The sequence below is a fragment of the Glycomyces dulcitolivorans genome (assembly GCF_003265355.1).
GTDB classification, from domain to species: Bacteria; Actinomycetota; Actinomycetes; order Mycobacteriales; family Micromonosporaceae; genus Glycomyces; species Glycomyces dulcitolivorans.
Genome location: NZ_QFRW01000077.1, coordinates 1 through 24373, shown reverse-complemented (window position 1 = coordinate 24373; position 24373 = coordinate 1). Strand labels below are relative to the sequence as shown.

24 protein-coding genes and 1 pseudogene are annotated in these 24373 nt (G+C 70.0%); 8 read left to right on the top strand and 17 right to left on the bottom strand.

Going from position 1 to position 24373, the window contains the following annotated elements; all coding sequences use genetic code 11:
* The 3 genes and pseudogenes from DI269_RS07085 to DI269_RS07075 all read right to left on the bottom strand — a co-directional run.
* Positions 1 to 264: pseudogene (locus DI269_RS07085) on the bottom strand (hypothetical protein); the annotation flags it as partial.
* 161 nt (positions 265 to 425) lie between these two features.
* Entirely contained in the window at positions 426 to 1943 is a 1518-nt protein-coding gene (locus tag DI269_RS07080; protein ID WP_157974809.1) for a sensor histidine kinase, read from the bottom strand.
* Positions 1940 to 2659, bottom strand: a complete 720-nt coding sequence (locus DI269_RS07075; RefSeq protein ID WP_106361950.1) for a response regulator transcription factor — start codon at positions 2657 to 2659, stop codon at positions 1940 to 1942. The genes DI269_RS07080 and DI269_RS07075 overlap by 4 nt, the downstream gene beginning before the upstream one ends.
* Positions 2660 to 2982: 323 nt before the next feature.
* Between DI269_RS07075 and DI269_RS07070 the strand changes: the two genes are divergently transcribed.
* The 5 genes from DI269_RS07070 to DI269_RS07050 all read left to right on the top strand — a co-directional run bounded on the left by DI269_RS07070 (position 2983) and on the right by DI269_RS07050 (position 10655).
* Complete coding sequence (locus DI269_RS07070) at positions 2983 to 3336, top strand: STAS domain-containing protein (protein ID WP_112134395.1); 354 nt, start codon at positions 2983 to 2985, stop codon at positions 3334 to 3336.
* 235 nt (positions 3337 to 3571) lie between these two features.
* Entirely contained in the window at positions 3572 to 7270 is a 3699-nt protein-coding gene (locus DI269_RS07065; RefSeq protein ID WP_232822659.1) for a multifunctional oxoglutarate decarboxylase/oxoglutarate dehydrogenase thiamine pyrophosphate-binding subunit/dihydrolipoyllysine-residue succinyltransferase subunit, read from the top strand.
* Between the two features lie 211 nt (positions 7271 to 7481).
* Entirely contained in the window at positions 7482 to 8807 is a 1326-nt protein-coding gene (locus DI269_RS07060; RefSeq protein ID WP_112134393.1) for an extracellular solute-binding protein, read from the top strand.
* Positions 8808 to 8827: 20 nt separating this feature from the next.
* Positions 8828 to 9772 carry a carbohydrate ABC transporter permease gene (locus tag DI269_RS07055; protein WP_112134392.1) on the top strand — a complete coding sequence of 315 codons (945 nt, stop codon included), beginning with the start codon at positions 8828 to 8830 and terminating at the stop codon, positions 9770 to 9772.
* Position 9773: 1 nt separating this feature from the next.
* The gene (locus DI269_RS07050) at positions 9774 to 10655 is read left to right on the top strand and encodes a carbohydrate ABC transporter permease (protein WP_112134391.1); all 882 of its coding nucleotides are present in this window, start codon (positions 9774 to 9776) and stop codon (positions 10653 to 10655) included.
* A gap of 118 nt (positions 10656 to 10773) precedes the next feature.
* On the opposite strand, the gene DI269_RS07045 is transcribed toward DI269_RS07050, so the two are convergent.
* Together DI269_RS07045 and DI269_RS07040 are read right to left on the bottom strand one after the other, a co-directional pair.
* Positions 10774 to 11262 carry a hypothetical protein gene (locus tag DI269_RS07045; RefSeq protein ID WP_157974808.1) on the bottom strand — a complete coding sequence of 163 codons (489 nt, stop codon included), beginning with the start codon at positions 11260 to 11262 and terminating at the stop codon, positions 10774 to 10776.
* Positions 11263 to 11440: 178 nt separating this feature from the next.
* A complete protein-coding gene (locus DI269_RS07040) occupies positions 11441 to 12418 on the bottom strand; it encodes a zinc-binding dehydrogenase (RefSeq protein ID WP_112134389.1) in 978 nt (325 codons plus the stop codon).
* A 159-nt stretch (positions 12419 to 12577) separates the two neighbouring features.
* On the opposite strand from DI269_RS07040, the gene sodN reads away from it, so the two are divergent.
* Both sodN and DI269_RS07030 read left to right on the top strand, forming a co-directional pair.
* Positions 12578 to 12988, top strand: coding sequence for a superoxide dismutase, Ni (sodN, locus tag DI269_RS07035; protein WP_112134388.1), 411 nt, complete (start codon positions 12578 to 12580; stop codon positions 12986 to 12988).
* A gap of 189 nt (positions 12989 to 13177) precedes the next feature.
* The gene (locus DI269_RS07030; RefSeq protein WP_198667224.1) at positions 13178 to 13624 is read left to right on the top strand and encodes an ATP-binding protein; all 447 of its coding nucleotides are present in this window, start codon (positions 13178 to 13180) and stop codon (positions 13622 to 13624) included.
* A gap of 200 nt (positions 13625 to 13824) precedes the next feature.
* Here the strand turns inward: DI269_RS07030 and DI269_RS07025 are convergent, their stop codons facing one another.
* Positions 13825 to 14088 carry a WhiB family transcriptional regulator gene (locus DI269_RS07025; RefSeq protein ID WP_112134386.1) on the bottom strand — a complete coding sequence of 88 codons (264 nt, stop codon included), beginning with the start codon at positions 14086 to 14088 and terminating at the stop codon, positions 13825 to 13827.
* A gap of 835 nt (positions 14089 to 14923) precedes the next feature.
* A complete protein-coding gene (locus DI269_RS07020; RefSeq protein WP_112134385.1) occupies positions 14924 to 15880 on the bottom strand; it encodes a diacylglycerol/lipid kinase family protein in 957 nt (318 codons plus the stop codon).
* 32 nt (positions 15881 to 15912) lie between these two features.
* Here DI269_RS07020 and DI269_RS07015 point away from each other — a divergent pair, with 32 nt between their 5' ends.
* Positions 15913 to 16356: a hypothetical protein gene (locus DI269_RS07015; protein ID WP_112134384.1), complete on the top strand. Its 444-nt coding sequence runs from the start codon at positions 15913 to 15915 to the stop codon at positions 16354 to 16356.
* Positions 16357 to 16406: 50 nt separating this feature from the next.
* Here DI269_RS07015 and DI269_RS29015 read toward each other — a convergent pair whose 3' ends face one another.
* The 10 genes from DI269_RS29015 to lepB (DI269_RS06965) all read right to left on the bottom strand — a co-directional run.
* The gene (locus DI269_RS29015) at positions 16407 to 16985 is read right to left on the bottom strand and encodes a sirohydrochlorin chelatase (RefSeq protein WP_408612275.1); all 579 of its coding nucleotides are present in this window, start codon (positions 16983 to 16985) and stop codon (positions 16407 to 16409) included.
* Positions 16986 to 17121: 136 nt separating this feature from the next.
* Positions 17122 to 17832 carry a phosphoadenylyl-sulfate reductase gene (locus tag DI269_RS07000; protein ID WP_112134382.1) on the bottom strand — a complete coding sequence of 237 codons (711 nt, stop codon included), beginning with the start codon at positions 17830 to 17832 and terminating at the stop codon, positions 17122 to 17124.
* A gap of 26 nt (positions 17833 to 17858) precedes the next feature.
* Entirely contained in the window at positions 17859 to 18068 is a 210-nt protein-coding gene (locus DI269_RS06995) for a hypothetical protein (protein ID WP_112134381.1), read from the bottom strand.
* Positions 18065 to 19738 (bottom strand): nitrite/sulfite reductase, encoded by a 1674-nt coding sequence (locus DI269_RS06990; RefSeq protein WP_112134399.1) that lies wholly within the window; start codon positions 19736 to 19738, stop codon positions 18065 to 18067. The genes DI269_RS06995 and DI269_RS06990 overlap by 4 nt, the downstream gene beginning before the upstream one ends.
* A 50-nt stretch (positions 19739 to 19788) precedes the next feature.
* Positions 19789 to 19878 carry a putative leader peptide gene (locus DI269_RS29010; RefSeq protein WP_408612274.1) on the bottom strand — a complete coding sequence of 30 codons (90 nt, stop codon included), beginning with the start codon at positions 19876 to 19878 and terminating at the stop codon, positions 19789 to 19791.
* Positions 19879 to 20036: 158 nt separating this feature from the next.
* Positions 20037 to 21515, bottom strand: coding sequence for a sensor histidine kinase (locus tag DI269_RS06985; protein ID WP_112134380.1), 1479 nt, complete (start codon positions 21513 to 21515; stop codon positions 20037 to 20039).
* Between the two features lie 57 nt (positions 21516 to 21572).
* A complete protein-coding gene (locus DI269_RS06980; protein ID WP_091053602.1) occupies positions 21573 to 21875 on the bottom strand; it encodes a DUF2469 domain-containing protein in 303 nt (100 codons plus the stop codon).
* Between the two features lie 111 nt (positions 21876 to 21986).
* Entirely contained in the window at positions 21987 to 22613 is a 627-nt protein-coding gene (locus DI269_RS06975; RefSeq protein ID WP_112134397.1) for a ribonuclease HII, read from the bottom strand.
* A gap of 26 nt (positions 22614 to 22639) precedes the next feature.
* Positions 22640 to 23338, bottom strand: a complete 699-nt coding sequence (gene lepB / locus DI269_RS06970; protein WP_232822658.1) for a signal peptidase I — start codon at positions 23336 to 23338, stop codon at positions 22640 to 22642.
* The coding region (gene lepB, locus DI269_RS06965; protein ID WP_112134379.1) for a signal peptidase I at positions 23335 to 24373 on the bottom strand (1039 nt) is incomplete at its 5' end. The genes lepB (DI269_RS06965) and lepB (DI269_RS06970), both read right to left, overlap by 4 nt.

The window sequence follows — 24373 nt, the reverse complement described above, 5'->3', positions numbered from 1 at the left end:
CTGGTGGGGCTGCGGCGGGTGCGGGGCGTGGACCTGGGGGGCCGCGGGGGCCGGGACCTGGCCGGGGTCGAAGCCCGGCTGCGGGGCGGCGGCGGCCGGAGGCAGGCTCGGCTCGGGGTCGCGGTGCTCGGGGAGCGGCTGGTCGTGGTCGTCAGAAATCGGCTGGGCGTCAAGCGGCGCCTGCGCGGCCTGGGGGTCCGGAGTCCCGTCGGGGCCCTGCTGTTCGGTCCCCTCGGGGCCCTTGGTGCTCTCAGTGTTGCTCATGTAAGGCAGCATGCCGGGCCCAGCTCTCGGTCCGCTGCGAAAACGCCTTAAAACCCTTTAATGGTCGGCGTCCCGTCCAGAGGCGGGCGCACTGGTCAGACGGGTCGGGCGGGCCTGCACGCGGCCGATTCGAGGGCTGCAACCTCAGAGGTTCCCAAGAATCAGCTCGGAGCCTCGTCCTCGGGGTCGTCGGTCGGCTCGGCGGCCAGGCGCACCGTGAACGCGGTGCCCTCGCCGGGGCGCGAGGCGACCTGGACGGTCCCGCCGTGGGCCTTGACGATGGCCGCGACGATCGACAGGCCGAGCCCCGAGCCGGGGTGGACGACCGCGTCGGAGCGGAAGAACCGCTCGAAGACCCGGTCGGCGGTCTCCTGCTCCATGCCGGGCCCGTCGTCGGCGACGGTGAGCAGCACCGTGCCGTCCTCGGAGGCGAGCTCGACGTTCACGTGCGTGCCCGCGGGCGTGTGCCGCAGCGCGTTCGACAGGAGGTTGTCGAGGACCTGCCGCATCCGGGCCCGGTCGGCGGCGACCACGGTGGCCGAGCCGGGGACGCACGTGAAGCTGAACTCGTGGTCCTCGGCCATGACCGCGTGCGCGGTGACCGCCTCGTGCGCGAGCGGCGCCAGGTCCACCGGCTCGGTCTCGACCGGCCGCTCCTGGCCGAGCCGGGCCAGGTGCAGGAGGTCGCCCACGAGCAGGCCCATGCGCTTGGCGGCCTCCTCGATCTGGCGGATGTAGTGCTGCCGGTCGGCCTCGGGCATCTGCGGGTTCGCGCGCACCAGCTCGGCGTACCCGCGCACGCTCGTCAGGGGCGTGCGCAGCTCGTGCGAGGCGTCGGCGATGAACTCGCGCATGCGCTCCTCGGAGTCGTGCGCGCGCTGCTCGGACCACTCGCGGGCCCGAAGGGCCCCTTCGACCTTCGTGAGCATCGAGTTGATGGCCCGGCCCACGCGCCCGACCTCGGTGGCCGGGTCGTGCTCGGGGACGCGCCGCGAGTAGTTCCCGGCGGCGATCATCGCCGCGGTGTTCTCGATCTGCCGCAGCGGCGACAGGCTCGCCCGCACCAGGCCCACGCCGATCGCCGCGAGCCCCGCGAGGACGCCGGCGCCGATGAGCAGGTCGACCCACACCAGGCCGGCGACGGTCTTGTCGAAGTGCGCGAGCTTGTACGACAGGACGTAGTACGCGTCCCCTTGGAGGTTGTGGTCCTCAGGGTCGTAGTCGGGGTCGTTCGTGCCGACCTTCGAGCCGGTCAGGCCCAGGACCCGCCAGCGCGTGGTGCCGTCGGCCGACAGCGCCGTGAACGCCTCCCCGTCGGCCGCGACCAGGTCGTCGTAGTCGAACACCGGGTAGTCGGCGCGGTCGGAGGGCCGGTCCAGGCGGTTGCCGGCGCCGTAGAGGATCGAGAAGACGTACTGCTCGGGCCGCACGCCCGGCGTCGACTCCTCGTCCTCGAAGTTCTCGGGGTCGAAGACGTCGGGGCTCCAGGTCAGCAGCTGGTTCTCCAGCTCCTCGTCGACCGTGCCCAGGAAGTAGGAGTGCAGTGCCAGGATCGTGGAGACGCTGATGAGGATGAGGGACCCGGCCACGAGCACGAGCACGGCGGCCGTGAGCCGCACCCGCAGCGGGGTGCGGTCCCACTTGTCGCGGGCGCCCTCCATGACGCGCGGCGTGCTCAACGATGCTGCTCCCGCAGGACGTAGCCGATGCCCCGGAGGGTCTGGATGAGCTTCGGCTCCCCGGTGTCGATCTTGCGCCGCAGGTAGGAGACGTAGGACTCGACGATGCCGTCGTCGCCGCGGAAGTCGTAGCGCCACACGTGGTCGAGGATCTGCGCCTTCGACAGGACCCGCCCGGCGTTGATCATGAAGTACCGCAGCAGCTTGAACTCGGTGGGCGACAGCTGCACGGCCTTGCCGGCGCGCCACACCTCGTGGGTCTCCTCGTCGAGTTCGAGGTCGGCGTACTGGAGGCGCGAGGGCCGCGGCAGCTCGCCGGAGGAGCGGCGCAGGACCGCGCGGATGCGGGCGACGACCTCTTCGAGCGCGAACGGCTTGGTGATGTAGTCGTCGCCGCCGACCGACAGGCCGGTGACGGTGTCGGCGGTGTCGTCGCGGGCGGTGAGGAAGAGCACGGGCGTGTGGTCCGAGCCCGAGCGCATCCGCCGCACCACTTCGAAGCCGTCGAAGTCGGGCAGGTTCACGTCGAGGACGACCAGGTCGGGGCGGTGGCGCGCGATGGAGCGGAGGGCCTCGTCGCCGGAGCCGACGGCGTGGACGGCGAACCCGGCGTAGCGCAGCGACGTGGCGAGCAGCTCGCAGATGTTCTCGTCGTCCTCCACGACCAGGAGGGTCGCTTCGGTCTCGGCGCTCGGCTGGCTGGTCGAAAGCGGCATCGGCCTCATCTTCACGGTCGGTGCGGGCCGGGATCGGCACTGGTGACGGCCGGTGCCCCGCAGGTCGCAAGTGATTCCGAAGCATACGCCCGACCCCCCGGCGTGCCAAGCCGTCGCGGCCGGTCCGGGCGGGTGCGGCGCGGGAGGTGACTGCGCGCACTGATGCGGATCACGTTCGTGTGACCTTTTTCGGAAGAGTGCGTTGCTTTGCGGGAATCCGGCGTGCGCGAGCTGTTTTCCGTCGTGGCCGTCGGATAGACTTTGTGTCGCAGCCGTGCACGTCGAGTGCGCGGGCAGGGAACCCTACCGAATCAGGTGAGTTCATGACGCTGTCAATCGAGACCGCCACGACCGACTCCGGAGTCGTCACCGTCGAGCTGGCCGGAGAGGTCGACTACGCGACCGCCCCCCAGATCCGCGAGACGATCACGAACGCCCTTGAGGCGGGCGGGGCCACCGCCATCCGGGTCGACGTCGCCAAGGTGACGGTCCTCGACTCCACCGGCATCGGCACCATCGTGGTGGCGTACCGGATCGCCCGCGAGATGGGCGTCGCGCTGGCCGTCGTCAACCCCAACCGGTTCATCACGCGCCTGTTCACCGTCGTCGGCGCCGAGGAGCTCCTGGAGGAGCCCACCGAGACGTTCTCCGGCAAGGAGCGCAGCGCCGCGGGCTAGCGCGCGGCAGCCGTCACCGAACCGCTCCACACTGCTCGCGCGGGCCGCGAAACGCCGGTGTGGCGAACCAGACTTCCACCCGTATCCACCTGCTGCGCAGCACATTCACGCGGGTCCGAGTGACCGGCCCCGCAGAGGCGTTACCGGTACTACACTTTCTCCTCCCCCCGGTTACCCTTGAGTCCGGGGACTGCCGTCCCCGTCCACGCAGCGTCAAAGAAGAGGCGATTCAGTCGTGTCGAGTGCGACTCCGGGCAATCCGCTGACCGATTTCGGTGCCAATGAGTGGCTGGTCAACGAGATGTACGAGCGATACCGCGAAAACCCCGACAGTGTGAGCGCCGGGTGGCGCGAGTTCTTCGGGGGCGATCCGACCAACGCGCACCTCAACGGCGAGAAGCCCGCGGCGCCGGCGCCCGAGCAGGCGAAGGCCGCACCGGCCCCTGCCCCGGAGCCGGTCGAGGCCGCACCCGAACCCGTCGAGGCCGAGCCCGTCGCGGCCGTGCCCGCGACGCCCGCGCCCGCTGCCGTGGCCCCCGTAGCTTCGACCGAGAAGGCGACCCCAGACGTGAACGAACCCGGTACCAAGCCGCTCAAAGGCGTCGCGGCCAAGGTAGCCCAGAACATGGACGCGTCCCTGGAGATCCCGACGGCCACCTCGGTCCGCGCGGTCCCCGCGAAGCTCCTGTTCGACAACCGGATCGTCATCAACAACCACCTCAAGCGCGGCCAGGGCGGGAAGGTCTCCTTCACGCACCTCATCGGCTACGCGCTGGTGCAGGCGGTCAAGGCCCACCCGGGCATGAACGCGTCCTACAAGGTCGTCGACGGCAAGCCGCAGCTGGTCACGCCTGAGCACGTCAACCTGGGTCTGGCGATCGACCTCGCCAAGCCGGACGGCTCCCGCACGCTCGTGGTGCCGTCGATCAAGAACACCGAGTCGATGGACTTCCGCGAGTTCTGGCAGGCCTACGAGGACCTGGTCCGCAAGGCCCGCAACGGCAAGCTCACGATGGAGGACCACGCCGGGGCGACGCTCACGCTGACGAACCCGGGCGGCATCGGCACCGTCCACTCCGTCCCGCGCCTGATGAAGGGCCAGGGCCTCATCGTCGGCGTCGGCGCCATGGAGGTGCCCGCGGAGTTCGCCGGGGCCTCCGACGAGACCCTCTCCGACCTGGGCGTCTCCCGGATCATGACGGTCACCTCGACGTACGACCACCGGATCATCCAGGGCGCCGAGTCCGGGCAGTTCCTGGCGACGCTGCACAAGCTGCTGCTGGGCGACGGCTTCTTCGACGAGGTCTTCCGCTCGCTGCTCATCCCGTACGAGCCGGTCCGCTGGGTCCGCGACGTGTCGAAGACCCACGAGGGCCAGATCGACAAGAACGCCCGCGTCATCGAGCTCATCCACGCCTACCGGGTCCGCGGCCACCTCATGGCCGACACGAACCCGCTGCACTACGAGATCCGCCGCCACCCCGACCTCGACATCCTGTCGCACGGCCTCACCCTGTGGGACCTGGACCGGACGTTCCCCGTCGGCGGCTTCGCGGGCCAGCAGCGCATGAAGCTCCGCGACATCCTCGGCGTGCTGCGCGACTCCTACTGCCGGCGCATCGGCGTGGAGTACATGCACATCCAGGACCCCGAGGAGCGCGCCTGGCTCCAGCGGCGCATCGAGGTGCCGTTCGAGAAGCCGAAGGTCGAGGAGCAGAAGCACATCCTCGGGCGCCTGAACGCCGCCGAGGCGTTCGAGACGTTCCTCCAGACGAAGTTCGTGGGCCAGAAGCGCTTCAGCCTCGAAGGCGGCGAGTCGCTCATCCCGCTGCTCGACCGGGTCCTCAACGAGGCCGCCGGCGCCGAGCTCGACGAGGTCGTCATCGGCATGCCCCACCGCGGGCGCCTGAACGTCCTCGCCAACATCGTCGGCAAGAAGCTCTCGAAGATCTTCACCGAGTTCGAGGGGCACATCGACCCCAAGAGCATCGGCGGCTCCGGCGACGTCAAGTACCACCTGGGCCTGACCGGCAAGTTCACCTCGCCGAACGGGCGGAACGAGATCACGGTCTCCGTGGCCGCCAACCCGTCCCACCTCGAAGCGGTCAACCCGGTCCTCGAAGGCATCGTCCGCGCCAAGCAGGACCGCCTCAACCTCGGCGAGGAGGGCTTCACGGTCCTGCCGGTCGCCATCCACGGCGACGCGGCGTTCGCGGGCCAGGGCGTGGTCGCCGAGACCCTGAACCTGTCGCAGCTGCGCGGCTACCGCACCGGCGGCACCGTCCACGCGGTCGTCAACAACCAGGTCGGCTTCACCACGGCGCCCGCGCACTCGCGCTCGTCGCTGTACTGCACCGACGTCGCCCGCATGATCCAGGCGCCGATCTTCCACGTCAACGGGGACGACCCCGAGGCCGTCACCGAGGTCGCCAAGCTCGCGTTCGCCTACCGGCAGCAGTTCCGCAAGGACGTCGTCATCGACATGGTCTGCTACCGCCGCCGCGGGCACAACGAGGGCGACGACCCGAAGATGACCAACCCCGAGATGTACCAGGTCATCGACGCCAAGCAGTCGGTCCGCAAGCTGTACACCCGGGCGCTCATCGGCCGCGGCGACATCACCATGGAGGACGCCGAGGAGTCGCTGGCGGACTACCAGTCGCAGCTGGAGCGGATCTTCCGCGAGACCAAGGAGGCCCTGGCCGGGCAGACCGGCCCGCTGCCGTGGCGCCACCAGCCCGAGCCGGTCGCCGACATCGACACCTCCGTCGACGCCGAGACGATCGCGATGATCGGCAAGGCCCACACCACGCTCCCCGAAGGGTTCGTCCCGCACAAGGCGATCCGCCGGGTGCTGGAGAAGCGCAGCGAGATGTCCACCTCCGGGAACGTCGACTGGGCGTTCGGCGAGATCCTCGCGTTCGGCTCGCTCCTCATGCAGGGCAAGGCCGTCCGCCTCGCCGGGCAGGACTCGCGCCGCGGCACCTTCGTGCAGCGCCACTCGGTCGCGATCGACCAGGAGACCGGCGGCGAGTACACGCCCCTGGCCCACCTGGGCGAGCACACCGGCAAGTTCTTCGTGTACGACTCGCTGCTCAGCGAGTACGCCGCGCTCGGCTTCGAGTACGGCTACTCCGTGGAGAACCCCGACATGCTCGTCGCGTGGGAGGCCCAGTTCGGCGACTTCGTCGACGGCGCCCAGACGATCATCGACGAGTTCATCTCCTCGGGCGAGGCCAAGTGGGGCCAGCACTCCGGTGTGACCCTGCTGCTGCCGCACGGCCACGAGGGCGCCGGCCCGGACCACACCTCCGGGCGCATCGAGCGCTTCCTCCAGCTGTGCGCCGACGAGAACATGCGCGTGGTCAACTCCACGAGCCCGGCGAACTACTTCCACCTGCTGCGCCGCCAGGGCCTCGACCCGGTCAAGAAGCCCCTCGTGGTCTTCACGCCGAAGTCGCTGCTGCGCCACAAGGCCGCCGTCAGCCAGCTCGACGAGTTCACCACGGGCCGCTTCCAGCCGGTCCTGCACGACCCGGCGCTCGCCTCCGGCGAGATCCGCCCCGAGAACGTCAAGCGCGTCCTCCTGTGCTCCGGCAAGGTCTACTACGACCTGGCCGCCGCCCGGACCGCCCGCGGCGTCACCGACACCGCGATCCTCCGCGTCGAGCAGCTCTACCCGCTGCCGGCCGAGGAGCTCAAGGCCGCCCTCGGCGCGTTCCCGAACGCCGTCGAGACCGCCTGGGTCCAGGAGGAGCCGGCGAACCAGGGCGCCTGGTCGTTCATCGCGCTCAACCTGCTGGAGCAGCTCGGCGGGGTCCACCTGCGCCGGATCTCCCGCCCGGCCGCGGCCGCGCCGTCCACCGGCTCGCCGAAGGTCCACGAGGTCGAGCAGCAGGCGCTCATCGACGTCGCGGTCCCGCAGCCGCAGTAAGACGAACCCGAAGGGGGAGGCCGGAAACGGCCTCCCCCTTCGGCGTGTCCGGGGGTCCCGGGGCCGGCACCGGCGTTCACAACGTTGCAAAGAGGTACCGGTTTCTATATATACATACCCTTGACTCCATCGATGAGAACGATAACAATGGCATCACGGCTCGCCCTTCCACCGGCCGACCATACAAAGATCACATTGGAGTGATGCATAGATGCCGAACCATCCCCCACCCCCTGGCCCCCTCACCAGGCGGACGCTCCTCGCGGGCTCGGCGGCGGCCGCCGGGCTCGGGCTCACCGGATGCGGCTCGCTCGCCGTCTCCCTGAGCGACAAGACCGTCGTCAAGCAGTGGAACCTCCTCGCAGGGGCCGACGGCGCGATCATGACCGAGATGCACGGCCAGTTCGAGGCCGAGCACCCCGACGTCGACCTCCAGGCCACCACCCTCGGCTGGGGCACCCCGTTCTACACCCGCATCGTCATGGGCGCCTCCGGCGGCAACGGCGCCGACGTCGCCACCGCCCACGTCTCCCGCATCAAGAGCCTCTCCCCCGCGACCCTCCTCGACCCCTTCGACCTCAAGGAGATCGAGGACGCCGGGCTCGACCCCGACGCGTTCCCCGCGGAGCTGTGGGACAAGTGCTTCGTCGACGGCGAGCTGTACGCGATCCCGCTCGACACCCACGCCCTCGTCAACTACTACAACCGCTCCGTGTGCGCCGAGATCGGCGCCCTCAACCCGGACGGGACCCTCCTGGAGACCACCGGCGTCGAGGACTACTTCGACGTCCTGCGCGCCGCCAAGGAGGTCACCGGCCAGTACGGCACCTCGCTCGACACCTTCGGCGGCTGGCGCCAGTTCTGGGCCTGGTACCGCCAGGCCGACGGCGAGATGGCCTTCGGCGACGGCGACTACGAGATGGACGACGCCAAGGCGCTCCAGTCCATCGAGGTCATGTACCGCATGGCGGAAGAGGGCCTGTGCCCGACCTTCGCCGACGGCGCCCAGTGCGCCGCCAACTTCGAGAACGGCGCCGCCGGGTTCGTCCAGGTCGGCAACTGGGAGATCACCCGCTTCCGGGCCTTCAGCGAGGCCCAGGGCCTCGACTTCTCCATGACCGAGATGCCCGACTTCTTCGGCAACCGCCGCACCCAGGGCGACTCCCACTCGTTCATCCTCCCCCACCACAACAGCTGGGACCCCGAGGTCAGGCGGGCCACGATCGAGTACGTCGCGTACATGCTCAAGAACAGCCTCCAGTGGGGCGCCGGGGCCGGGCACACCCCGGCGTACCTCCCGGTCACCGAGAGCGCCGAGTACCAGGCGCTGGAGCCGAACGCCGAGTACTCCGGCGTGGTCGACAACGTCCAGCTCGACCCCGAGGTGTGGTTCTCCGGCTCGGGCGCCCGCCTCTTCGACGAGGCCGGCACCGTGTTCCAGCAGGTCTACGCGCTGGCGCTGAACCCCGAGGAGGCGCTCGCGCTCCTCAAGGAGCGCATCCAGGACCTCGTCTCGCTCCCCAATCCGGTCGACTGAAACGATTCATAGGACCTGACATGACTGTGCACACCGAAGCGCCCGCAGCGGCGCCGGCCGCCGCCGAGCGGCCCCCGAGGGTCCCGGCGCCGCGGCGCCGGTCCTGGACCGGACTGTGGTTCGTCCTGCCGTTCTTCGCGGCCTACGCCCTCTTCCTCATCTGGCCGACGTTCCTCGGCCTCTACTACTCGTTCACCGACAAGAGCCTCACCGGCCGCACCCCGAGCTGGATCGGCCTCGACAACTGGGCCGAGGCGCTCGGCGACGAGCGCGCCTGGAACGCCCTCGGCAACACCGCCGTCTTCACGCTCTACTCGACGCCGCCGCTGGTGGTCCTGTCGATCGTCTTCGCGCTCATGGTCAACCGGGCCCGCCGGGCCGGCTGGTTCCTGCGCCTGGCGATCTTCGCGCCGTACGTCATCCCCGTCTCGGTGGTCACCATCATCTGGACGTGGATCTACCAGCCCGACGGCGGCATCCTCAACCACTACCTGGAGGTGCTCGGCGTCCAGAGCCCCGACGCCCCGACCATCTGGCTCCAGGACGAGCACCGCGCCATGTGGGCGGTCGTCATCACCACCGTCTGGTGGACCATCGGATTCAACTTCCTGCTGTATCTCGCCGCGCTCCAGACGATCCCGCAGGACGTCTACGAGGCGTCCGCGATCGACGGCGCCAACTGGTGGCGCCAGCTGTGGAGCATCACGCTCCCGCTGCTCAAGCGCACCACCGCGCTGGTGATCGTCCTCCAGCTCATCGCCTCGCTGCGGATCTTCGACCAGATGTACCTCATGACCAGCGGCGGCCCGAACCGCGCCACCGAGGTCGCCATCCACTACATCTACATCGCCGGGTTCGAGGGCTATCGGATCGGCTACGCGTCGGCGCTGTCCTATGTGCTGTTCGTGCTCATCATGATCGTCTCGATCGTCCAGTTCCGGCTGTTCTCCCGGAAGGAGGCCTGACATGACCGCAGTCCTCGACAAGCCCGAGGCGCCCGCGGCAGCTCCCGTGCGCCGCAGGCGGAAGCGCCCCACGGCCGGCGCCGTCATCGTGTACACCGCCGCCATCGCGCTGGCGGTGGTGTGGCTGCTGCCCCTGCTGTGGGCGCTGTCGACCTCGCTGAAGACCGAGACCGAGGCGAGCCTCGGCCAGGACATCCACTGGATCCCGCGGGACTGGTCCCTGGAGGGCTACCGGACCCTGTTCGAGCGCGGCGACCACCTGGTGTGGATGGTCAACTCGACGGTGGTGTCCTCGATCGTCACGGTTCTGACGCTGACGCTGTGCGTGCTCGCGGCCTACGGGTTCTCGCGGTTCGACTTCCCGGGCAAGAAGATCGTGTTCGCGGTGATCATCGCCGGGCTCATGGTCCCGGGCGAGGCGCTCATCGTGCCGCTGTTCGACATCGTGAACGCCCTGAACCTGTCGAACACGTACTGGGGCCTGGCGCTGCCGCAGACGGTCCCGCCGGTCATGGTGTTCATCCTCAAGCGGTTCTTCGACGCGGTCCCCCGCGACTACGAGGAGGCCGCGAAGATCGACGGCGCCGGGCACCTGCGGGTGCTGTGGAGCGTCATCCTGCCGCTGTCGGGGCCGATCCTGGCCGCGGTCGGGATCTTCACGTTCATCGGCTCGTGGAACAACTTCCTGTGGCCGCTGCTGGTGGCGACCGACCCGTCGATGATGACCCTCCCGGTGGGCCTGGGCGTCGTCACCGGCGGCTACGGCCTGCTGTACGCCCAGAACATGGCCGCGGCGATCCTCGGCGCGCTGCCGCTGCTGATCGTGTTCCTGGTCTTCCAGAAGCAGATCGTCAAGGGCGTCGCCGGCGTCGGCCTGAAATAACGCACGGAGGCGGGGCGCGACATGCCTGTCGCGCCCCGCGTCGTTCGTCTCCTAGAGCGGTTCCCGCGTGCTCCAGCGGGTGCCGCTCACTCCGGCACTGCCGTCTTCACCGGTGCCGTCATAGAACCCCCTCCTTGACGAGGCACGAGGCCGGGCTGTAGCCGACGGTGTCGCCCGACTGGACGCGGATCCACTCGGTCTCCCAGCGCAGGCCCGCGCAGCCGATCGTCCTGCCGCCCTGGGTCGGCTCGCACGCCCCGTGCACCTCGGTCTTGTTGTGCAGGCGCAGCAGCCGCCGCGCCCCCATGTCGGTCTCGGTGAAGACCGAGACGCCGAACGTGGCCTTCACCGCGTACGTGCACGACAGGTCCTGCTCGTGGGTCCAGCCCTCCGAGAGGATCGCGTGCTGGGCCGCGATCGGGCGGGCCTCGGTGCCCGAGACGCCCGCCGCCTCGGAGGCGGCGCTCTCCCCGTTCCTGGCGAGGACGATGGCCACGGCCATGATGGCCGCCGCGATCGCGACTCTGACCAGGAGCTTCTTGGTCACCGTCCAGGTGCTTCCCGCGGCGGACTTGATCCCGCCCTTGACCCGACCCATTACCGACATGGCCGCTTCTCCCCTGCCCTCGGCGCCCGTGTGGTCAAGGCGCTCGGCGTTCGATGCCGGGGCCGGAACCGGCCCGTGAGTGACATCCATTACAGGGTGAGGGCAGGCGGGGCCGGCCGGAGGGCGAACCCGCCAGAAACCGGCCCACTGTCGTACTTACGACGCTGTCGGCCGCGCGTTAGGAGGCGGTGACGACGACCTTCCCGAACGCGTCGCCCGAGGCCAGGCGGCGCAGGGCCCGCTCGGCGTCGGGGAGGGCGTGGACGGAGTCGACGACGGGCTTGAGGCCGCTCTCGGCGCAGAACAGCAGGAGTTCGCGCAGCTCGGTGAGGGTGCCCATGGTCGAGCCGACGATCTCCAGCTGCTTGAAGAAGACGTGCCGCATGTCGACCTCGGCGATCGGCCCGCCGGTGACGCCGCAGTTGACGAGGCGCCCGCCGGGTTTGAGGGACTTGATCGAGTGGGCCATGACCGGCGCGCCCACGGAGTCGACGACGACGTCGACGCGCTCGGGCAGGCGACCGCCGGCCTCGATCGGGACGGCGCCGAGCTCGGCGGCCCGCTCGCGGCGCTCGGGGGTGCGTCCGGTGGCGTACACGCGGGCGCCCAGTGCCGTGGCGAGGACGATCGCGGCGGTGGCGACGCCGCCGCCGGTCCCCTGCACGAGCACGGCGCTGTCGTGGGCGGCGCCGTCGGCGCCGAGGCGGCCGCGGCTGGTGAGCATCCGCCAGGCGGTGAGGTACGCGGTCGGCAGGCACGCGGCCTCGACGGCGGTCCAGCCCTTCGGCACGGGCACCAGGTTGCGCGCGGGGACCGAGACGTACTCGGCGAGCGTGCCGGGGTGGTGCTCGGACAGGAGCGTGCGCTTGGGGTCGAGGGTCTCGTCGGCGAGCGAGGCGTCGGCGATGACCGGGTAGACGACGACCTCGTCGCCTTCGGCGGTGCGCCCGACGGCGTCGGTCCCGAGGATCATCGGGGTCTGCTCGGCGCGGAGGCCCACCCCGGCGAGGGACCAGAGGTCGTGGTGGTTGACCGAGGCCGCGACGAGTTCGACGCGGGTCCAGTCCTGCGGGACGGGCGGCGGTTCGATCTCACCCACCGAGAGGGCGTCGAACGGGTCCTCGGGGTTCACGTTGCGGGCGTAAGCGGCGAGCATCGGGACTGACCTCCGTCTCGGTTTATTTCACTGGCCGACAGGGCGTTCGGTGAGGAACGGTGTCGGTCTCCCAACTCTAGGGGCCGGGCCGAATCGGGCGGTTGGAGAGGTAGGGTCGGCGGTGGAATCACAACCCACTGAAGGAAGCTGGAGGGGGCCATGTTCAAGCCTCTGTTCAAGCGGCTGCTGCCGCAGGTCTCGGCTTCCGCTCACTGCGACCTGCCGTGCGGGGTATACGACCCGGCCCAGGCGCGCATCGAAGCGGAGTCGGTCAAGGCCATCTGCGAGAAGTACCAGGCCAACGAGGACCCTGAGTTCCGCACCCGCGCCCTGATCATCAAGGAGCAGCGCTCGAACCTGGTCAAGGAGCACCTGTGGGTGCTGTGGACGGACTACTTCAAGCCGCCGCACTTCGAGAAGTACCCGCAGCTGCACACCCTCGTCAACGAGGCGACGAAGCTCGCGGGGGCTTCGGGGTCCAAGGGCTCGGCCGACCCGAAGGTCGCCGAGGAGCTGCTGGCGAAGATCGACGAGATCGCCGGGATCTTCTGGGAGACCAAGAAGGCCTAGCGCTTTCACGACGCGAGGAGCGCCCTGTCCCCAGCCGCGGGACCGGGCGCTTTCTCATGCCGGGCGTCCCCCGGGGTGGGAATTCGCCCGGGGTGTTCCGCGCCCGGGCCGCGGTCGGATTATCCTTTGCAGCGAGGGGGGTCCACGTCCTTGGGCCCCCGCGCAGGGTTACGGGAAGCGGTAATGCCGGTGAGCGATGAGCGCGACGACGTGCTGCTGCTCGACGTCCCCACTTCGGGCGACTACCTCTCGGTCCTGCCGACCGCGACCGCGGCGGTGGCGACCCGCCTCGGATTCTCGCTGGACGAGATCGAGGACCTGCGCGCGGCGGTGAACGCGGCCGTGGCGCTCCTGATCCCGCCCGAGCCCGGCCGCCCGCGGCCGTTCCGCCGCAAGCCCGGGGACGAGCCCCTCCACTGCCGCCTCGAAGTCGGCGAGGAGGCCCTCCAGATCGTGCTGAGCCGCCCCAAGGGCGAGCCGCTCCCCGACGCCGGGTCCTACCAGTGGCAGGTCCTCAAGGCCCTCACCGACGAGGTCGACTCCGAAGTCGAGGGCGCCCTCACCACGATCCGCATCCGCCAGCGCCGCCCCGCGACGGAAGCCGACGCCGACACCGAGCGCCACCAGATCCACTGACCCGCACGGCCGAAAAATGTCGTACCCCTCGGGCAGTCTAGAAACCGGGGGCCCTTCCCAGAGCCCGGAATTGTCGTACCCCTCGGGCATGATCGTGAATGCCGCTGGACAAGCTTGAAGGCCCGGCGGGCATGCCGGGCCTTCCAAGCTTCTGTTGTCGCAAATTCGAGGGATGGGCTACATCAAGGGATTGCGCGGTTCTAGCCGACGACCTGGGTGGCGAGCGTGCGCAGCGCACCGGAGCGACGCTTCACCTCGCGGCGCTCGATCTCGCTCATGCCGCCCCACACGCCCGCGTCCTGACCGCTCTCGAGCGCCCACCGCAGGCACTCCTCGGTCACGGGGCAGCGCCGGCAGACGTTCTTGGCCTGCTCGATCTGTACCAGTGCCGGACCGGTGTCCCCGATCGGGAAGAACAGCTCGGGGTCCTCGTCGCGGCAGATGGCCTCGTGGCGCCAATCCATCAAAACATCTCCTTGCTAAGCATCAAGCATCTTGCTTTCACGGTGTTATGGGTTTCTTGCGTTCGGGCGTCGCGGCCGCTGGGCCGCGCTCCGGGCGTTCAGGTCGCGCTCCGCTCGCGCGCCGTTTCCGTGTTCCGCCGCTGGAAATCACTGCGGCGGCGCACCCCACGGATGGCGCATACGGGCACTCAGGACGGATCTCGTCTCCCTGCAAAGGGAATCGTTGTCACCGTGAGCGTGGAGTGTCCTCGCGCAGCGCCAGCACCGTTGCTGAACGCACTGGGCCGGGGAGGCACACCCGCTAACGGCGTCGGCCGCCCGAATGGCGACTGCAAACGTACAGCTCCGCGAGCGGATCTGCGACAAGTCCGCACCGTGACCCGGGCCCTTGTGAATACTTTCACAAGGTCGTGATTTGTCAAGGGTTCGACTCCGGAATTCAGCATTGAGTGAGTGAACTCACCGTGCTACCTCGAAGAAGACTCGGGGAATTCGTTCCGCGGCATCGCCGGGACCCCTACCGCGGGCCCTCGGGCGACGCCCGCCACACGTTCCCTCCGCGCGAGCCGATGCCGTTGTCGGGCCATCAGGCTTCGTAAAGGAGGGGGTCGGTGACAGCGAGTCGAACCGGTTTGACACACTGGTACTCAAGGTTGGCAGACACACCTTACGAGAAGTCCGCCAGGGCAGAAGTACCCACGACGCCCGGTCTATAACGCACCGAAAAGACGATATTCGGTTGTAAGTCTCGCGCCGTCCCGGTAGGGATGGCGAAATCAACCTTGCCTGCTCACGGGCGACTTGTCAACACCCACCTAGAGGTTTTCCCAAGTTGTTAGCAGGCCACCCGCAACGCCTTCGGCACCGAGCTGAGTTCGAGTTCGGTGCGCTCTCCGAGATAGTCCCCGTCGAGCTGGAAGGCCTGCGGAAGCGACGCGCGCAGCGTGATCCTGGAGAGATCGTGATGCGTCACCGCGTGTTTGCCGTCGGGTCCGTCACGTCCCACCAGCAGTGAAGCGGCGGTCCGCGCGGCGTCCGACAGACCAAGTTTACGCAGAATCAGGACATCAAGTCCAGCATTAAAGGACGCCCGCGCGTTGAGATTCACCGGAAGGGCGCCGAGATAGGTCCACGGTGCGCAGTTCTGCACGACGACCATCCCGGTCGAGAGGACCTCTTCCCCGGAGGACAGCGACACCTCGATCGAATCCCCTTCCACGCCATGCTCGTTCAGTTCCGCCATGACGGCGCGGGCGTAGTGCGCGCCGAGATTGCGCTTCTTGCGGTACGACTCGACCTTCTTGATGATCGACGCGTCCCAGCCGAGTCCGGCGCAGAAGGTGAACAGCCGGTCGACCCCCTCGCCCTGCGCGCGCCCGAGGCTGACGGTGCGGGTGCGCGGCGCGTCCGACAGGGCGGCGACGATCGCCATCGAGGCGCGGCGGCGGTCCCACGGCAGGCCCAGGGCGCGGGCGAACACGTTCGTCGACCCGGCCGGGATCGGCGCGAACACCGGCGCCTCCTCGGCGGGGCGCCCGCCCGCGACGAGGCCGTTGACGACCTCGTTGACCGTGCCGTCGCCGCCGAGGCTCAGGACCACGTCGTAGCCGGCGTCGGCGCCGCGGCGCGCGAGGTCCTCGCCGTGTCCCCGGTCGCCGGTCTTCTCGACCGTGAGGTCCAGGACGCGGTCGAGCTTCTTGGCGACCCACCGCGTGCGTCGGCGCGAGCCGGTGGAGGCCTTCGGGTTCACGATGAGCAGGCCGCGCTGTGGCGCTGCTTTCAGGTCGCGCATAGCCGCAGAGTAGCCCGGGATACGGTTGGCGTGTGAACGAAACCGACGCCGACATGGGCGCGGTCACCGAAAGTCGCGGTGACGGCGCACGCCCGTGGACCCTGACCGCCGCCGCCGGTGTGTTCTGGCTCCTCGCAACGGGACTCGTGGCCGCCGGGGCCTGGGCCCTGGTGCAGATCGCCACCGGCGACGTCGACACCGCGAGCGGCGCGGTCGGCATCGCCCTCCTGGCGTGGCTGGGGGCGCTCTACTACTGGTTCATCGGCCGGCGGCTGCTCCAGAGCCGCGACATCGTCGCGCAGGCGGTGTTCCAGGCGCTCCTGTGGCTGCCGATCGGCTACTACCTGCGCGAGGCCGCGCACCCGGTCATCGGGGTCGCCGCCTGGGCGCTCGCGATCGTGATGCTGGCGCTGATCCTGTGCGGCCCGAGCAGGCGGGCCGTGGGATTCGGCGAGCGGCGCCCGTTCGGCGAATAGCGGGACTTGAACCCGCGACCTCCTGGACCACAACCAAGCGGTCGACCGAACTACGCCTCGGCCGCGCGTTTCGCGATGAGGTCGAGCAGTTCCGGTGCGGCGCCCAGAGGTTCACCCGTGTGGACGACGCCCGCCTCGAGGGCGGACTCGATCGCGGTGTCGCACAGGATGCCCGGGGCGATGAAGTAGCAGACGGCCGCGATGCGCTGGGCGCCTTCGGCTTTCAACCGTTCGACGGTCTCGCCGGCTTTCGGGCCGGGGCCGGAGGCGAAGCCGGGGCCGGCGGGGACGCCGAGCAGGCGGCCGGCCTCTTCCGCGACGGCCGCGACATGGGCGCGGCCGTCGTCGACGCGGGTGCCCGCGGCGCACACCACGAGGCCGTCGATGCCGTACGGCAGGTCGCGGACGAGGGCCTTCGCGAGCGACAGGTCCCCCACCGGGCGCGCCACGGCGACCGCGAGTCCCGGGCGGGACTCCTCGGCGTGCTTGGCGACGGCGGGGAGGTCGGTGCGGGAGTGGTACGCGTCGGTCAGCAGGAGCGGGAGCGCCACGGCCGCACTGGTACCGGTGTCGGCGATGCCGCGCAGGACCTCGACCGGGTGCGGCTCGTTGAACTCCAGGAACCCCACGTCCGCCCCGGCCGCCCGCGCGATGGCGCGGANNNGGTCGGGGCTGCCGTGGGCGACCAGGACGATCGGCCGCGCCTCGGGCCCCGGGGCGGCGCCGGTGCCCGGTGCGAGTGCACCGGGTCCGGGCGCCGGTCGGTCAGACATGCAGTCCGCACTCGGTCTTGTCGAACGCGGCCCAGCGGCCCGCGCGCGGGTCCTCGCCCGGCTCGGTCCGGCGGGTGCACGGCCAGCAGCCGATGGAGCGGAATCCGTCCTTGAGCAGCGGGTTCACCGGGATGTTGTACCGCTCGATGTACGCCTCCTGGTCGGCCTCGGTCCACTTGGCGATCGGGGAGACCTTGACCTTGCGGCGTGCCAGGTCGAAGTCGACGACGCGCGTGTTGGCGCGGGTCGGGCCCTCGTCGCGGCGCAGGCCGGTGGCCCAGCCGTCGTAGTCGGCCAGGGCCTGGTTGAGCGGCAGGACCTTGCGGAGCGAGCAGCACTCGTCAGGGGCGCGGTTGAACAGCCGGGGGCCGAACTCGGCGTCCTGGGACAGCACGCTCTGGTCGGGCTGGATCGAGCGCACGTTGACGTTCATCGTGGAGGCGACGAAGTCGCGGACCTCCAGGGTCTCCGGGAAGTGGAGTCCCGTGTCGAGGAAGACCACGTCGATGCCGGGGGCGACCTCGCTGGCGAGGTGCACCACCGCGGCGTCGGCCATCGACGAGGTCACGCAGAAGCGCTCGCCGAACTCGCCGACCGCCCACTCGATGATCTGGTGGGCCGTGGCGTCTTCCAGGCGCTTCCCCGCCTCGGTGGCGAGGTCACGGAGTTCGAATGGGTCTCTTTCTATCCCGTTGCTGCTCATGCTGCTTCACTCCGATCGGGGGTGTTTCACTCCGGCCCTGGGCCGGCTGTGGACGGCGGCGGCGCGATGATCTGCGCGGCCGCCATCCCGTGGTATTTGACGGCGAAGACGCGGGTGCAGTCCGCGCAGTGCCATCCGCCGCGGATCTCGACGTCGCTGTCAGGGTCCGCTTCGTACGGTCTGAGGTCTTCCTCGCCGCAGTAGGGGCAGTAGTAGGGGACGACGCGGGCGCTCACTGCAATTCCGCTTCCTCGGCGCGGTGGACCCACTGGGCGAAGGTCTCGCCCTCGGTCCGGCCCGCGAGGTAGCGGCGGGTGACGCGCTCGACGTAGTCGCCGAGGTCCTCGGAGGCGACCTTGAGGCCGCGGGACTTGCGGCCCAGGCTCGCCGCGGAGGCGTGGCCGCCGCCGAGGTGGACCTGGAAGCCCTCGACCTGCTCGCCGTCCTTGACGACGAGCTGGCCCTTGAGGCCGATGTCGGCGGTCTGGGTGCGCGCGCAGGCGTTCGGGCAGCCGTTGACGTGGATCGACACGGGCGTGTCGAGCTCGGGGACGCGCTTCTCCAGTTCGGCGACGAGGTCGCGGGCGCGGTCCTTGGTGTCGACGATCGCGAGCTTGCAGAACTGGATGCCGGTGCAGGCCATGGTGGCGCGGCGCCACGGGGACGGGTGGGCCTCCAGGCCGATCGCGCGCAGGTCCTCGACGGCCTCGTCGACCCGGTCGCCGGGGATGTCCAGGAGCAGGAGCTTCTGGAGCGGGGTGGCGCGGATGCGGTCGGAGCCGTACTTCTCGGCGATGTCGGCGAGCTGGTCGAGCACGGTGCCCGAGACGCGGCCGGCGACGGGGGCGACGCCGATGAAGTAGTTGCCGTCGTTCTGCTTGTGGACGCCGATGTGGTCGAGGAGCTTCTCGGGGACCGGCGGCTGCTCCAGGTCGGGGAGCTTGCGGCCGAGGTACGCGTCCGATTCGAGGACCTCGCGGAACTTCTCGGCGCCCCAGTCCTTGACGAGGAACTTCAGGCGGGCGCGGGTGCGCAGGCGCCGGTAGCCCCAGTCGCGGAAGATGCGGACCACGTTGACCCACACCTCGACGATGTCGTCCTGGGAGATCCAGGTGCCCAGGCGCTGCGCGAACATCGGGTTGGTGGAGAGGCCGCCGCCGACGTACAGGTCGAAGCCGGGGCCGAGCTCGGGGTGGTGCGCGCCGATGAGCGAGATGTCGTTGGTCTCGTACGGGCTGTCGGGCAGCCAGCCGATCGTCGACTTGAACTTGCGCGGCAGGTTCGACAGGCTGCGGTCGCCGATGAACCGGTCGTAGATCTCCTGGATCTGCGGGGTCGCGTCGATGACCTCGTCGACGGCGACGCCCGCCACGGGCGAGCCGAGGATGACGCGCGGGCAGTCGCCGCAGGCCTCCTGCGTGTCGAGGCCGACCGCTTCGAGGCGGCGCCAGATCTCGGGGACGTCCTCGACGCGGATCCAGTGGTACTGGACGTTCTCGCGGTCGGTCACGTCGGCGGTGTCGCGGGCGAACTCCTTGGAGATCCCGGCGACGGTCCGCAGCTGCGCGAGGCTGAGCTGGCCGCCGTCCATGCGCACGCGCATCATGAAGTACTTGTCGTCCAGCTCCTCCTCTTCGAGGATGCCGGTCTTGCCGCCGGCGATGCCGGGCTTGCGCTGGGTGTACAGGCCCCACCAGCGGAAACGCCCGCGCAGGTCGGCCGGGTCGATCGAGTCGAAGCCGCGGTGGGCGTAGATGCCCTCGATGCGCTGCCGCACGTTCAGCGGGTTGTCGTCCTTTTTGGACTGCTCGTTCTTGTTGAGCGGCTCCCGGTGGCCCATGGCCCATTGGCCCTGGCCTTTGGGGCGGGACGGTTTGCGCGTTGGCGTTGGCACGGTACTCCTCATCGCGGACACAGGTGTGGCGTGGATTCGACGGCTGAACAGCCGGATGCGAATTAAGCGCACATGAGACACATGGCGCTGTACACACGGCAAAGGTCGACGTGGCGGCGTGCCACCAGTCGGAACCCGTGTGCGCGAGACATGCCAGCAAGCATGACACACGTTCCCGACAGGCGCATCGATCGTCCCGCACCATGGACAGCAGGTCACATGAACGTGACACGCGTACGGCCGGACCTCGCGGTGGCGGGGTCCGGCCGTACCAGAGCTTGGGACGAGTGTTACGTCACGCGGACGTTCGCTACTGAAGCGCGAAGTCGACGACGGCCTCCGTGCCGCCTTCGGCGCGGGGGCGCATGTCGATCGTGCCGCGCAGCTCGCCGGTGACGAGGGTGTGGACGATCTGGAGGCCCAGGCGCGTCGAGTCGGCGATGCGGAAGCCCTCGGGGAGGCCCTTGCCGTGGTCGGAGACGGTGACGCGGAAGTGGTCGCCGTCGCGCTCGACGCCGATGACCACCTCGCCGTCCTGGCCGGGCGGGTAGGCGTGCTCGACGGCGTTCTGGATGAGCTCGTTGACGACCATGACCAGCGGGGTCGCGTACTCGCTGGGCAGGACCCCGAAGGTGCCCTCGCGGCGCAGGGTGACCTTCGATTCGGCCACCGAGACCTCGACGGCCATGGAGGCGACGCGGTCGACGATCTGGTCGAAGCCGACCGACTCGTCCGAGGACTGCGAGAGCGTCTCGTGGACGAGCGCGATCGAGGCGACGCGGCGCACCGACTCTTCGAGGGACAGGCGCGCCTGCGGGGACCCGACGCGGCGGGCCTGGAGGCGCAGGAGGGCGGCGACGGTCTGGAGGTTGTTCTTGACGCGGTGGTGGATCTCGCGGATCGTGGCGTCCTTGGTGACCAGCTCGCGGTCGAGGCGGCGGACCTCGGTGATGTCGCGGACGAGCACCAGGGCGCCGGCGGCCTTCCCGCCGGGGCGCAGCGGCAGCGCGCGCATGAGGACCGTGGCGCCCTTGGCCTCGATCTCCTTGCGGCGCGGGGTGCCTCCGGCGAGCGCGTCGGCGATGCGGCGCGCGGCGTCGGCACCGACGTCGGGGCTGGAGGGGAGGCTGCGGGTGAGCTCGGCGAGGTCGCGGTCCCGCAGGTGGCCGGTGACGCCCATGCGGCGGTAGGCCGACAGGGCGTTCGGGGAGGCGTAGCGGACGAGGCCGTCGGCGCCGATGCGGACCAGGCCGTCGCCGATGCGCGGCGCGGTGGTCGGCTCGCCGGGCAGGAGCGGGGGCGGGAAGCCGCCGTCGGTGAGCATCTGCACCAGGTAGTCGGCGGTCTTGAGGTAGTTGAGCTCCAGGTGGGAGGGGCTGCGGGTGTCCGAGAGGTTCGTGTCGCGGGCGGCGACGGCGATGACCTGGCTGCGGTCGCGGCGGCGCACCGGGATGGCCTCGTGGCGGGCGGCGACGTCGCCGCGCCAGACCGGGTCGCCCTCGCGGAAGATCCGGCCCTCCGTGTAGGCGACGGCCAGGTGCTTCGCGTCCCCGCCTTCGAGGATGCGGCCGACCTGGTCCTCCTCGTAGGCGGTGGGGCCGGTCGTGGGCCGGACCTGGGCGAGGCACACGTACCGGCCCGGGTGGTCCTTGACGGCCCCCCAGAGGAGGAAGTCGGCGAAGGAGAGATCGGCGAGGAGCTGCCATTCGGCGACGAGCCGCTGGAGGTGGGCCGCGGAGTTCGACGTCAGGTCGGTGTGCGCGCTGATCACATCACGGAGTGTGGACACCGGTCCAATGGTACCGGCGGGTCGGGCGGACCACCCCGTGCTCGTGCGGGCCCGGCGCTACGGCAGGGTCATGTCCGGCTTGTCGAGCTCTTCGACGTTGACGTCCTTGAACGTCAGGACGCGGACGTGCTTGACGAAGCGGGCCGGGCGGTACATGTCCCAGACCCACGCGTCGCTCATCTCGACCTCGAAGTAGGTCTCGGCCTCGGCTCCCCGCACGTGGACCTCCACCGCGTTGGCCAGGTAGAACCGCCGCTCGGTCTCGACGACGTAGGTGAACTGCCGCACGATGTCCCGGTACTCCCGGTACAACTGCAGTTCCATGTCGGTCTCGTACTTCTCGAGGTCCTCGGCGCTCAACGCTCCTCCTTCTCATGCGACGGTTCCACGATAGTGCGCTCATGCCCCGCCACGGACGCGGCTTGCCTCGCGGGTCCGGGATTCACGCCGGAAGGACCCGGTAAACGCGGTTCACGCGGCTGCGGGTACGGCGTTCGCGGCGACGTTGGCGTACGAGAGCCGGTGCTCCTCGCACGGCCCCCAGCGGCGCAGGGCCGCCTCGTGCGCCGCCGTGCCGTATCCCTTGTGGACGCCGAATCCGTATTCGGGGTGGCGTCCGTCGAGCTCGGCCATGATCCGGTCCCGGGTCACCTTGGCGACGACGCCCGCCGCGGCCACGCACGCGGCCGTGCGGTCGCCCTTGACGACGCCGAGGCTCCCGGGCAGGCCCGGGACCGCGAAGCCGTCGGTGAGCGCGTAGCCGGGCCGCTCGCTCAGGCGCGCGACGGCGACGCGCATCCCTTCGAGGTTGCACACCGAGATCCCGCGCCGGTCGATCTCCCGCGGCCCGTAGCTCACGACCGAGACCAGGGCGCGGGAGCGGCGCAGCCGCTCGTAGACGCGCTCGCGCGCGGCCTCGGTGAGGAGCTTCGAGTCGTTCAGCTCGTCGAGCCTCGCGCTCGGCGGCAGGATCACCGCCGCGACCACCAGGGGTCCCGCGCAGGCACCGCGCCCGGCCTCGTCGGCGCCGGCGACCGGGCCGAGGCCCCGCCGCACGAGCGCCGCCTCCAGCGCGTACAGGTCGCCGTCGCGCTTCATGCGGGAAGGGGTCGGGCGGAGCACGGTCAGGAGGGCTCCGGGACGTCGTCGAAGGTCGCCGGGATGGAGAACCAGGTGAAGTCGCCGAAGGGCCAGAACAGGACGAACGCCTTGCCGATCACGGCGTCGACCTCGATCGTGGAGGCGTCGACGTTCCCGCCGGTGCGGATGAACCGCTCGCGCGAGTCGCCCGAGGCCGAGCGGTGGTCGCCCATGACCCACAGGCGGCCCTCCGGGACGACCACGTCGAACGGGTCCTGCGAGGGCTTGTCCTGCTCGCCCGTGAGCGGGTTCGTGTACAGGTAGTCGTCCTCGTCGAGCGGGACCCCGTTGACGGTGATGCGCCCCTGGTCGTCGCAGCAGACGACGTGGTCGCCGCCGACGGCGATGACCCGCTTGATGAACTCGTCCTCCTCCATGACCGACCGCCACGACTCCGGCGCGGTGAAGACGATGATCTCGCCGCGCTCGGGATCGGAGAAGTCGTAGACGAGCTTGTTGACGAGCACCCGGTCGTTGATCTGGAGGGTGTTCTCCATCGAGCCGGAGGGGATGTAGTAGGTCTGGACGACCCAGGTCCGCACCACGATCGCCACCAGGATGGCGACGCCCAGGAGTATGGGGAGTTCCTTCCAGAACGACCCCTTCTTCTTGGGCTGCTGCTTGTCGGAGGTCTCCTCGGCGCCCTCGCCGTCGGCGCCGGGCGCCTGCCCTTCTTCGATCACGGTGCGAGTCTACGCGCTCGCGCTCTGGCGGCAGGGGCGGTGGTCCCGGTGGCGGGCAACGAAGGCGGTGAATCCCAGGCGGTGCCCCACGACGCCGGGAGGCCGTCGCCCGCGGTGCCCGAGGCCGATTGGCTCCCTTCGGAACCGGAGGTCCCGTCGAGCACGTCGAAGGAGTCGGGGATCTCCAGTTCGGTGGCGCGGTCGGTGGGCCACACGAGGGCGATGGCGCGGCCGATGATGTTCTCGACCGGGACCGGGCCCTGGCAGCGCGAGTCCTTCGAGTTGCCGCGGTGGTCCCCCATCACCCACACCTCGCCCTCGGGGACGGTCACCTGGTCGAACCGGCGCGAATGGCAGGTGCCGGGCTCGGGCTCGACGGGCGCGTTGTCGTAGACGTACTCGTCCTCGTGGAGGGAGACGCCGTTGACGACGACGTTCCCGTCGGCGTCGCAGCACATGACGGTGTCGCCGCCGACGGCGATGACGCGCTTGATGAAGTCCTTCTCGTCGGGCTCGGCCAGGCCGATGAGGTCGAGGACGCCGGTGGTGACGTCGGACAGGACCGAGTCGGAACCGCCCGCGGGCCGGTACTCGGGGTCCCAGGAGTCGGTGCCGCGGAAGACCACGACCTCGCCGCGCTGGGGCGTGCGCAGGGTGGTGGTGAGCTTGAGGACGAGGACCTTGTCGCCCTCCTGGAGGGTCTGCTCCATCGATCCCGAGGGGATGTAGAAGGGCTGCACGGCGAACGTGCGCAGCAGGACCGCGGCCGAGAACGCGACGACGAGCAGCAGCGGCAGCTCGATCCACAGCGACAGGTACTGGCGCTTGTGCGGCTGAGAGAGGCGGCTCTCGGATTCCTTCTTGGGACTGACGTCGACGGTGTCGCCGCCGTCGACGCGGTCGTGGGCGGCGGAGACCCGGTTGTGCGCTCCCGTGACGCGGTCGCGCGCGCCGGTCGGGCCCTCGGGCCTGCGGAGGCGCTGCGTCGCGTCACTCGGCGGGCGTCCGGCGACCGGTCCGCCCATGCCGGGGCCG